General features: G+C 60.9%; 7 protein-coding genes and 1 pseudogene. 6 read left to right on the forward strand and 2 right to left on the reverse strand.

What is annotated here, in order from left to right; genetic code table 11:
- From RTS12_RS17975 to RTS12_RS18000, 6 genes and pseudogenes are all read left to right on the forward strand, one after another.
- Window positions 1-167, forward strand: a pseudogene (locus RTS12_RS17975) (sugar ABC transporter permease); the annotation flags it as partial.
- Between the two features lie 26 nt (window positions 168-193).
- Window positions 194-922 (forward strand): SDR family oxidoreductase, encoded by a 729-nt coding sequence (locus tag RTS12_RS17980; protein ID WP_312530966.1) that lies wholly within the window; start codon window positions 194-196, stop codon window positions 920-922.
- Between the two features lie 76 nt (window positions 923-998).
- Complete coding sequence (locus tag RTS12_RS17985; RefSeq protein ID WP_312530968.1) at window positions 999-2609, forward strand: FGGY-family carbohydrate kinase; 1611 nt, start codon at window positions 999-1001, stop codon at window positions 2607-2609.
- Between the two features lie 421 nt (window positions 2610-3030).
- Window positions 3031-3462, forward strand: coding sequence for a MarR family transcriptional regulator (locus RTS12_RS17990; RefSeq protein ID WP_312530970.1), 432 nt, complete (start codon window positions 3031-3033; stop codon window positions 3460-3462).
- Window positions 3459-5255, forward strand: coding sequence for an MFS transporter (locus RTS12_RS17995; protein WP_312530972.1), 1797 nt, complete (start codon window positions 3459-3461; stop codon window positions 5253-5255). Before RTS12_RS17990 ends, RTS12_RS17995 begins: the two co-directional genes overlap by 4 nt.
- Window positions 5252-6295 (forward strand): HlyD family secretion protein, encoded by a 1044-nt coding sequence (locus RTS12_RS18000; RefSeq protein ID WP_312530973.1) that lies wholly within the window; start codon window positions 5252-5254, stop codon window positions 6293-6295. The genes RTS12_RS17995 and RTS12_RS18000 overlap by 4 nt, the downstream gene beginning before the upstream one ends.
- A 389-nt stretch (window positions 6296-6684) precedes the next feature.
- On the opposite strand, the gene RTS12_RS18005 is transcribed toward RTS12_RS18000, so the two are convergent.
- The gene (locus RTS12_RS18005) at window positions 6685-9570 is read right to left on the reverse strand and encodes a DNA translocase FtsK (protein WP_312530975.1); all 2886 of its coding nucleotides are present in this window, start codon (window positions 9568-9570) and stop codon (window positions 6685-6687) included.
- A gap of 2 nt (window positions 9571-9572) precedes the next feature.
- Window positions 9573-10778, reverse strand: a complete 1206-nt coding sequence (locus RTS12_RS18010; RefSeq protein WP_312530976.1) for an aminotransferase class I/II-fold pyridoxal phosphate-dependent enzyme — start codon at window positions 10776-10778, stop codon at window positions 9573-9575.
- Window positions 10779-10977 lie beyond the last annotated feature (199 nt).

Consider the following 10977-nt stretch of genomic DNA (forward strand, 5'->3'; position numbering starts at 1 on the left):
ATTCGGCGCTTTTGGGTGTGATCGTGATTCAGGCAATCTCGAACGGGCTGACCTTGCTGAACCTGTCATCCTCGTTGCGCTACATGATCACCGGCGCAGTTCTGGCCATTGCCGTCATCGTTGATTCGCTTGCGCGTCAGTCGCGCGTAAGCCACGGGCGCGCCTAAGGCGCGCCAAACTAGGAGCTTGAGAAATGGCTGAAGAACTCAAAGGCAAGGTTGCAGCGATCACCGGCGCCGCCTCTGGTATCGGTCTGGCTTGCGCCAAGGCCATGCTGGACGCGGGCGCAAAAGTCGTGCTGATCGACCGCGCCGAGGACCGTTTGCGCGCGCTTTGCGCCGAACTTGGCCCGAATGCTTTCCCATTGGTGATCGATCTGATGGACCCAGCCAGCGTCGATACGATGCTGGACGGGATCATCTCGCAGGCAGGAGGTCTGGATATTTTCCACGCCAATGCCGGCGCCTATATCGGCGGCCCGCTGGTTGAGGGTGATCCCAATGCTTGGGACCGGATGCTGAATTTGAACATCAATGCGGCATTCCGTTCGGTTCATGCTGTGCTTGGCCATATGATCGCGCAGAAATCGGGCGACATCTTGATGACCTCGTCGGTTGCAGGCGTCGTGCCCGTGATCTGGGAGCCGATCTATACCGCATCGAAACATGCGGTGCAGGCCTTTACCCATACGGTGCGCCGTCAGGTTTCTGAACATGGTGTGCGTGTGGGCGCGGTTCTGCCCGGCCCGGTCGTCACCGCGCTTCTGGACGATTGGCCGCAGGCGAAAATGGACGAAGCTCTTGCCAATGGCAGCCTGATGCAGCCCAAAGAGGTTGCCGACTGCGTCGTCTTTATGCTGTCGCGCCCGCGCAATGTCGTGATCCGGGATCTCGTCATTCTGCCCAATAGCGTCGATCTGTAATCGGATCGCGCGCTCGCCCTCTTTGTCTCCTCCCCGACAAAGAGGGCATCCCCTTACTTCTCGAAAGGCCTCCCGCATGACTAATAGCGGCAAATATCTGATTGGCGTTGACGTGGGCACAGGCAGCGCACGTGCGGGGGTCTTTGACCTTGCGGGCCGGATGCTGGGCACGGCCAAAGCGGATGTGACCATGTGGCGCGAGGCCGGATCGGTGGTCGAGCAATCCGGCAATCAGATCTGGGATGCCGTCTGCCAGTCGGTCAAAGCTGCACTTGCAGCGGCCCATATCGCCCCCGAGGATGTGGCGGGCATCAGCTTTGACGCAACCTGCTCGCTGGTGGTCGTGGATGAAAACGGTGCGCCGCTGGCGGTTGGTCCCTCAGATGACCCGCAGCGTAACGTCATCGTCTGGATGGATCACCGCGCCATCGGACAGGCCGAGCGCATCAACGCGCAGGGCCATGAGGTTTTGAAATATGTCGGCGGTGTCATCTCTCCAGAGATGGAGACGCCAAAGCTGCTGTGGCTGGCCGAAAACAAACCCCAGACCTTCGCGGCTGCTTGGCAATTCTTTGATCTTGCCGATTATCTGACATGGCGTGCCTCTGGCAGTCTTGCGCGTTCGACCTGCACGGTGACGTGCAAATGGACCTATCTGGCCCATGAGGCGCGTTGGGACGAAAGCTATTTCCGCCAGATTGGCCTTGGCATCTTGGCCGATCAGGGATTTGCGCGCATCGGCACTGAAATTGTTGCACCGGGCACGCGGCTGGGTGAAGGGCTGACCGATGCAGCCGCCCTCGAACTGGGGCTGGTGGCCGGGATTGCCGTCGGAGCGGGATTGATCGATGCCCATGCCGGTGGGGTGGGGACTGTGGGTGGCGAAGGCGCCCCAGTTGACAGTCTTGCCTATGTCTTTGGCACCTCGTCTTGCACCATGACGACGACACAAGATCCGGTCTTTGTGCCCGGTGTCTGGGGCCCCTATTATCAGGCGATGGTTCCGGGCATGTGGCTGAACGAGGGCGGGCAATCCGCTGCGGGTGCTGCGATTGACCAGCTGATCTCATTCCACCCAGCGGCCGCCGAAGCCGCATCCGAGGCCGCAAAGGCAGGACAGCCCTTGCCTGTTTGGCTGGCAGATCGGGCGCTGGAAAAGGCTTCGGCCTCTGCGGCGATCGGTTTGGCAGGCGACATCCATGTCGTTCCCGAATTCCTGGGCAACCGCGCCCCCTTTGCCGATCCCCATGCGCGCGCCGTGGTGGCGGGCCTTGGGATGGAGCGTGACCTTGACAGCCTGATCGCGCTTTATGTCGCCGGTATCGCCTCGATCGGCTATGGGTTGCGCCAAATCATTGAAACGCAATCTGAAAATGGGGCATCGGTCAAACAGATCGTGATCTCGGGCGGGGCAGGGGCGCATGATTTGACGCGCCAGCTTTTGGCCGATGCGACGGGTCTGCCGTTGGTTGCGACCGAGGCAGAAGAGCCGGTCTTGCTGGGATCGGCCATTCTGGCTGGCATCGCTGCGGGCATCTATCCCGACATGACCGACGCCATGCATGCCATGACCCGCGTTGCCAAGGTCTATGCGCCCCAAGACGCCGTTCTTGATCTGCACGCGCGACGCTTTGCCGGGTTCGAGGCCTTGCAGGCCTGTGCGCGCAGCCTGCGCCAGACCAACTAAATCAAGACAGCACAAGGGGGTGGGACTGGCCATTCCCTTGGGGCTTCTCCCCACTTTCAGGTCTGCCTCCTCCCCGGCATAGACCCGCGCTGTTGGGCTGTTTGCCATAGGGCCAGATCGCTTCAGCCTTGTGGCAGGTTGTGGCTTAGGCGCTGAAAAGACCAACAAAACTGCATTTTTCGACTGCTCACGGGCACCCAAGCCGTGGTCCTCTGGTGGCGCCGTCGCAGCCTAAGATACCTTTTCATATCCCCAAGCGGCGAGGCGACGATCACGTGGATCGTGGCCTGAACGGGCGTTGCACAGCGGCAATTACCTCGCCCTAAAGCACATTTTATGCGCGATCCTGTCGTGTCCTTGTCTTGACAGAACAGGTGATGACTATTAGCTGGCTAATGAAACAATTAGCCAGCTAACGACAATGCATTCAAGCCAAAGCTCTCTTTTCGAGGCGTTCCTGACGCTGTCACGCGTGATGCGTGGATTATTTGATGCGCGGGCGCAGAAAATGGGTCTGACCTATGCCCGCGCCCGCCTGCTTGCGACGATTGCGCGCAGCGAGGGGGCGACCCAGACCGAGCTTGCAAGCCTGTTGCAGATCGAGACGCCAACCCTCAAGCGTCAGCTTGATGCGCTTGAGGAGATGAAACTGGCCGAACGCCGTGCCGCACCCAATGATGCGCGCAAACACAGTGTCTATTTGACCGGCCCGGCGCGTCTTGCCAGCATCGTGCGCTTTCGCGAAGAGACCGAGGCGGGGCTGTTCGAGGGAATTGACCCCGAGCATATCGAAATCACCCGCAATGTCATGGCGCGCATGGCCGAAAACGCAAATAAGATGAGCCGGGGATGAACGCGACTGCCGCCCCAGCTGGCTCTGTCGAGGGCCCCGGGCAGAACATGCCCGGCGCATCCGCTGGAACTTCCACCGGCACTGTAGCCGCGCCTCAAGCCACGTCCCAAACCCCGCCCTCAGCACCCGCAACCCCTGCAGCGCCTGCCGCGCCGGTGATGCCGTTGCGCATGACGCTTGCCTATATGGGGGCAGCGGCGGTGATCTCGATCACGCAGGGGCTTGGTCAGGGGTTCGTTTCGTCCAATATCTCGCAGATCGCGGGCGAATTGGGCGCGACCACGACCGAGGCAAGCTGGTTGCTGGCGGCCTATCTGATCCCGCGCGCCTCGTTGCCTTTGCTTTTGACAAAGGTGCGGATGCAATATGGGCTGCGCCAATTCGCAGAGGTGGCGATCATCCTTTATCTGGTGCTGGCCTTCACATCCCTGTGGATCGTCGACCTGCGCTCGGCCATTATTGTGCAGTTTTTCAGTGGCATAGCCTCGGCACCGCTGTCGACACTAGCCTTTCTTTACATGATCGAGCCTTTGGCCCCGCGGTGGAAAATGCGCATGGGCATGCCGATGGTCATGGCGCTGACGATGATGGGGCCGTCGCTGGCGCGGGTGATTTCGCCCAGTTTGTTTGGCGATGGCGGCTGGTCATCCGTACATTTGATGGTGCTGGGGCTGGCCGCGATTTCGCTGGCGTTGGTCTTTTTGCTGAAGCTAAAACCCGCCCCGCGCGTCAAGGCGCTGGCGCTTGCCGATATTGTCAGTTGGTTGCTGATCGCCACGGGATTTGGTGGGCTGACGGTGGCCGCTGTCATGGGCGCGACCTATTGGTGGACCGATACGTCCTGGATCGGCTGGGTGCTGGTTTTGGGCATTGTCTGCCTGTGCATCGCGGTCGTGATCGAGTTGAACCGCACATCGCCGCTTTTGGATATTCGCTGGCTCGCAAGCCCTGCGATCGTCCACCTGACGATCACCTTGTTGATTTTCCGTCTGATCCTGTCCGAGCAAAGCGCGGGCGCGCCCCGGATGTTTCAGGTTCTGGGCGTCACGCAAAATCAGCTGGTGCCGCTGTTTGCGGTGATCTGCGTGGCGGGTATTTTGGGCGGGCTTGCCTGTATCCCTTTTATGACATTGAAGCGCGTGCCCCATTATCACGTCGTGGCTTTGGTCATGATTGCGCTGGGTGCCTGGCTGGACAGCCATTCGACAACCGATACCCGCCCCGAGCAGATGATCGTCAGCCAGGCCTTGATCGCCTTTGCGGGGACGATTTTCATCGGGCCAGCGCTGTTGCGCGGTTTGACCGCGGCCTTGGCGCGGGGGCCGAATTATATCCTGTCGTTTTTCGTGGTGTTTCTGTCCACGCAAAGCGTCGGCGGCTCGATCGGGTCGGGGATGTTTTCAACCCTGATCAACCACCGTCAGGCCTTTCACATGCAGGTCTTGCAAGAAGAGTTGCAGGCAACCAGCCCAATCACCATGGCGGCGATTGCCGCGCGCACTGCGGGGCTTGCGTCGCAGATTTCGGACCCTAGCCAGCGACAGGCGCAGGCCGTGTCTTTGATCGCCACCGAGACCTCTAATCAAGCCTATGTCATGGCCTATAATGATGCGTATTTCCTGACGTTCCTGCTGGCGGTTGCTGCGTTGTTTGCACTGCTTTTGCACATGGGCCGTGATTGGGTCATCGCAAAATACGAGCAAAAATTCCCCTCTCCAGAGCCACCCAAAGCCTCTGCCGACCCCGAAGTTTCCTCTTCTCGTCCGTCATCCGTTCCCGAGACCGCAAAATGAGCAAAAAGCATCTTATCCCCACATTTATCGCGGTAATGGTCGGCCTGGCCGGTGTTCTGATCGTGCTTTACGCCTGGCACCTGCCGCCGTTCAAACCGTCCGAGCCTGAGACCGAAAACGCCTATATTCGCGCTCGGGTGACGACGGTTGCCCCTCAGTTGTCGGGTTATATTTCCGAGGTTGATGTCAGCGACTTCGAGGCTGTCACCAAGGGACAGGTGATCGCCCGCATCGATGATCGCCAATATCGCCAAAAGCTGGCGCAAGCGATGGCCGCGCAGGCCGAGGCCGAGGCGGCCTTGAAAATCGGCGAGCAGAATATTCTGACCGCCGAGGCTGGGGTGAAATCCGCCAAGGCCGCACTTTCCGCAGCCGAGGCCACCCGCGCCACCGCCGAGCAGGAATGGAACCGCGCGCGCCAGCTGCAATCGCGCGGCGTGACGGCGCAAAGCTCGGCCGATCAAAGCGAACTTTCCCTGCGCCAGGCCGAAGCTGCGGTGACGCAGGCTGAAAGCCAGATCTCGGTCAGCGAGGAATCGGTGAACGGGGCCAAGGTCAGCCTTGGCGCGAAACAGGCCGATATAGAGGCTGCAAAGGCCGCCGTCGCGCTGGCGCAGATTGATCTGGACAATACCGTCATTCATGCGCCCGCCGATGGGCGACTGGGACAGGTCTCGGCGCGGATCGGCCAATATGTGACGGCGGGCACGGCCTTGGTCAGCCATGTCGGCAAGGATCTGTGGGTGATTGCGAATTTCAAGGAAACGGGCCTGCATGGTCTGCGGGTTGGCAATCGGGTCCGCTTTAGTGTCGATGCGATGCAGGGGCGCGAATATACTGGCCGGGTCGAGGCCTTTTCGCCCGCAACCGCCTCGGAATTCAGTCTGCTGTCGGGCACGAATGCGACCGGAAACTTTACCAAAGTCGCACAACGTTTGCCGGTTCGCATCAGCATCGACCCAAATCAGGAACTTTCGGAATATCTGACCGCGGGCCTGTCGGTCGTGGTTTATGTCGACACCAAAGCCTCGGGCCAATAGCGCGACATTCAAGCGGTCTTGGTGCCCGAACGCAGGCGGGGCGCGGTGCTTGATCCGGTGGCCCGCCCACGCGCCGCTTGCCAAATCCTGCCCATTGGCAGGGTTTGGGGCAAAGGCGCCTAGGATCGCCCCGGCCTAATCGCGACTGGCTGTTGCCCGCCAATCCCGACATGACCGCCGCTGTTTCGGTGCTGGGATAGGCTGCCCGCCAAGGCCGCGGGTGCAGGTAGGCCCCGGCAGGGCGTGATTTTTAGCGGCTTTAGCCAGACCGCATTTTCAAATGCGCGCTTGGTACAGACGCGGTTGGTACAGGTCGTAGCCTTGGTCATGAAAAATCCCGCGCAGAGCAGATCTGGCGCGGGATATTTCGTTTTCGCGATTTGCGGGGCTTAAACTTCGGGCACCAGAACTTCGCGCTTGCCGACATGGTTGGCCGAGCTGACGACGCCCTGATCTTCCATCTGCTCGACCAATCGCGCAGCCTTGTTATAGCCGATCGCCAGTTTGCGCTGGATATAAGAGGTCGAGCATTTGCGATCCTTGGCGACAATGGCCACTGCCAGATCGTAAAGCTCGGCATCGCCGCCTTCGCCGGTAGACAGACCCAGCACCATATCGATGCTATCGGCCTTATCCTCGTCCGGACCCTCGACCACACCCGACATATAGGTCGGCGGGCCAAAGCTTTTCAGGTGGCGCACGATCTCTTCGACCTCTTCATCGCTGACAAAGGGGCCATGAACGCGGGTGATTTTCGAGCCGCCAGCCATGTACAGCATGTCGCCCTGACCCAACAGCTGCTCGGCACCCTGTTCGCCCAGAATGGTGCGGCTGTCGATTTTCGAGGTCACCTGGAACGAGATCCGGGTGGGGAAGTTGGCCTTGATCGTGCCGGTGATGACATCGACCGAGGGGCGCTGCGTGGCCATGATCAGATGGATCCCCGAGGCCCGCGCCATCTGAGCCAGACGCTGGATACAGGCCTCGATCTCTTTACCCGCCACCATCATCAGATCGGCCATCTCATCGACAACCACGACGATATAGGGGAAGGTTTCGGGCAGGAATTCCTCGGTTTCAAAGATCGGCTCGCCCGTTTCCTCGTCAAAGCCGGTTTGAACGGTCCGGTTGAACAGCTCGTCCTTGGCCAGGGCCTCGCGCACGCGGCCATTATAGCCTTCGATGTTGCGCACGCCCATTTTCGACATGCGGCGATAGCGCTCTTCCATCTCGCCGACGACCCATTTCAGGGCGACCACGGCCTTTTTCGGATCGGTGACGACAGGGGACAGCAGGTGCGGAATGCCGTCATAAACCGACAGTTCCAGCATCTTGGGGTCGATCATGATCATGCGGCATTCGTCAGGCGTCAGCTTGTAAAGCAGCGACAGGATCATCGTGTTGATCGCGACCGATTTACCCGAGCCAGTGGTCCCGGCGATCAGAAGGTGAGGCATTTTCGCAAGGTTGGCGATGACCGGTCCGCCGCCAATGTCCTTACCCAGCGCCAAGGGCAGCGGCTGGCCGCCGTCAGTATAGGCCTTTGCGGTCAGGATCTCGCGCAAGACGACCTTCTCGCGGCGCACGTTCGGCAATTCGATCCCGATGACCGTCCGCCCCGGCACTGTCGAGACACGTGCCGAAAGCGCCGACATCGAGCGCGCAATATCATCAGCCAGACCGATGACGCGGCTGGCCTTCAGGCCCGGAGCGGGCTCTAGCTCGTACAGGGTGACGACCGGGCCTGGGCGCACCTCGGTGATCTGGCCCTTGACGCCGTAATCATCCAGCACAGCCTCAAGCGTGCGGGCATTTTCCACCAATGCCTCTTGCGACAGCTGGTGGCGCTCGATCGTATCGGCCGATGCCAGCAGCTCAAGCGGGGGATGCTCATAGACGATGCGGGGATTGTGCTGATCAAGGTTGCGGGGCAGGGGCGAGGGCCGGGAAGCCGCCGCATGGGCAGGCGCAACATGGGATGCGGCAGGCTGGCCCGCCCGTGCATGGCCATGGCCCAAGGGCAGGGCGGTGGAGTGCTCTGCGTCCAATGCACCCGGCCTGAAATCGCCCGTTTCAAAATCACCGGGAAGATCATCATCCAGATCGCTGCCCAGATCGTGATCATCGCCTTCGGAAAGATCGCGGCGTGCCTCGATGTGAAAGCCGTGCATGCCCGCCGCGTTGGGGGCAGGAATGTTCAGATCATCCGTCGCGTCAGACGCATCCAGATCCAGATCATCGGCGAATGAGGGCTCTTCGCGTGGGGCCAAGGGCAGCTTGCCAGTCAGCCTTGCGGCTACGGCTGCCATGACCGAGCCCTTGCCTGCACCCGCTTCGGGCTTTTCCGAACGCAGCCGGATGGCATCGGTGATCCGTGCGCTGATTTGCGCTTTAGACGGCGCCTCGGTCTCGTCCCAATTGCCCTGACGGTCATATAGCTCGGCCTCGGGCAGATCATCGGCAGGTTGCTCGACCTGGGGACGGCGAAGGCGGCCAATGGTTTTGCGCGGGGCCTCGGCCGGGGCTCCTCCGGGTTGGGCCAGATCGGTCGAGCTGGCACGCGCCACGCGGTCGCGCCTTGCGTCCGAGCGTGCGCGCAAATCGTCGGCCATCCGCGTTGACAGAACCGCCAAGCGACCGGCCAGTCGCCAGGTGATGACCTTGGCGGTATGCAAACCCTCGCGCAGATAGGTGGCAATGCGGATGATTTCGGCTTTGCTAAAGCCAAATACAAAGGCGCCAAAGGCCAGCGAGCCTGCGGCAACCAGCAGCGCCATAAGCTTGATCCCGATCGAGGCCTTGAATGGCAGCGCGGAAAGCATCGCGCCCATCAGCATATCGCCAAGATGCCCACCAAGGCCAAAGCTCTGGCGCCAGCCCGGCGGTGGCGTCATCGAGGTCGCATAGACCGAGACCAGCACCATCGCGAGCGGCAGAAAAATCCCGCGGATCAGCCGCTCTTCGCCCCGGTGCAGCATCAGGCGCAGCCCCCAGACGATTGCGCCCGCCGACAGCATATAGGAGCCATAGCCCGCAATCATGAACAGCGCCGAGGCGACATAGGCACCAAAGCGGCCAAGGATATTGGTGGCGGGCTGGTCTGTTGCCGACATGATGCTGGGGTCATCGGGCGAATAGCTGAACAGCATCAGCGCAATGGCAAGCCCCAAGACGATAAGCGCAGCACCAAGCAGCTCTTTGCCGCGTCGCTCCAGCGCGGCTTGGGTGCTTTGGTCAAACAGTGGATCGCGATGTTTGGCCTGCCAGCTCGCCATGTTCAGCCCCCTTGGTACAAACAGTTCTTCAGACGGCGAAGTGCCGCCTCGGTCTTTTGTGCGTCATCCACCAATGCAACACGGATAAAGTCGCGACCGGGATTCCCGGCCTTGGTGTCGCGTGCCAGATAGGCGCCGGGCAGAACCTGAATCCCGGTTTCTGCCCATAGCTTCTTGGCAGCCGCCTCGCCGTCGCCCAGTTCGGCAGGTACGGGGAGCCACAGGAAAAAGCCGCCCTGTGGTGCGAAATATCCGGCGATATTGCCGAAAATGCGATCTGCAATCGCGTATTTTTCCAGATACAGCTGGCGGTTGGCCTCGGCATGGGCGTCGTCCGACCATGCTTTGGTGCTGACGCGCTGAATGGGCAGGGGCAATGGCGCACCGGAATAGCTGCGCAGCGTACGCAGCCGCTTGATCTGCTCGGCGCCCCCTGCGGCAAAGCCCGAGCGCAATCCCGGCAGATTCGAGCGTTTGGACAGCGAATTGAACATCACCACCCGATCCCCAAGCCCCATCTGCATGGCGACAGCCAGTGCCCCGACCGGAGGGGTATCGCGGTAGATTTCCGAATAGCACTCATCTGCAAAGATCAGGAAATCATGGCGCTCGGCCAAGGTGATCAGCGTTTCCAGATAGTCCCGATCGGCAACCGCGCCCTGTGGGTTTGCGGGCGAGCACAGATAGGCAATGGCGGTGCGGTCCAGCAATTCGGGATCAAGGCTGGCAAAGTCGGGCAGATGGCCGGTCGCGCCCGTCGCTGGGACGAAAACCGCATCGGCATCAACTGCGGCCGCTGCAACGGCATAGACCTGATAAAAGGGATTGGGCAGCAAGATCGCGGGACGCGCGCCCGCCTTGCTTTGCGGACAAAGCGCGATGGCGGCGTTGAACAACCCCTCGCGCGAGCCATTCAGCGTGCATATCTGTGCAGGCGGAATCGCGATCCCATGACGCCGCATGATCCAGTCCGAGATCGCCGAAAGCAGCTCGGGTGCGCCTTCGTTGGGGGGATATTTCCCAAATTCGCCAATGGATTGCGCCATGATCGGGGCCACGAAATCGGGCAAGGCGTGGCGGGGTTCGCCAATGGTCATGACCACGGGTTCCGTGCCGGGTGCGAGATCGGGCACGATCGTCGATAGGAGATTCCGCAGACGCGGAAATGCGTATTCGGGCAGGTTCGAGAACCGCTCGCTCTGTGCCATGGCTGCCTCTCAGATCGGGGTCGTTGCGCCCCGTTTGCTTGCAGACTACTGGCAAAGGCTGGTTTCGTCCAGTCACTCGGCAGAACTGGGCGCGGCTTTTGCAAGGGGTTTGATGGCGCGAATTCCAAGGGGGCCTGCGGATATTTCGCATGGCCCCCTTGGCGATCTACGTGAACGGCCCATCCCAAAGAGGGCGCGG

This window comes from Paracoccus sp. (in: a-proteobacteria), from assembly GCF_032007265.1.
Lineage (GTDB): Bacteria > Pseudomonadota > Alphaproteobacteria > Rhodobacterales > Rhodobacteraceae > Paracoccus.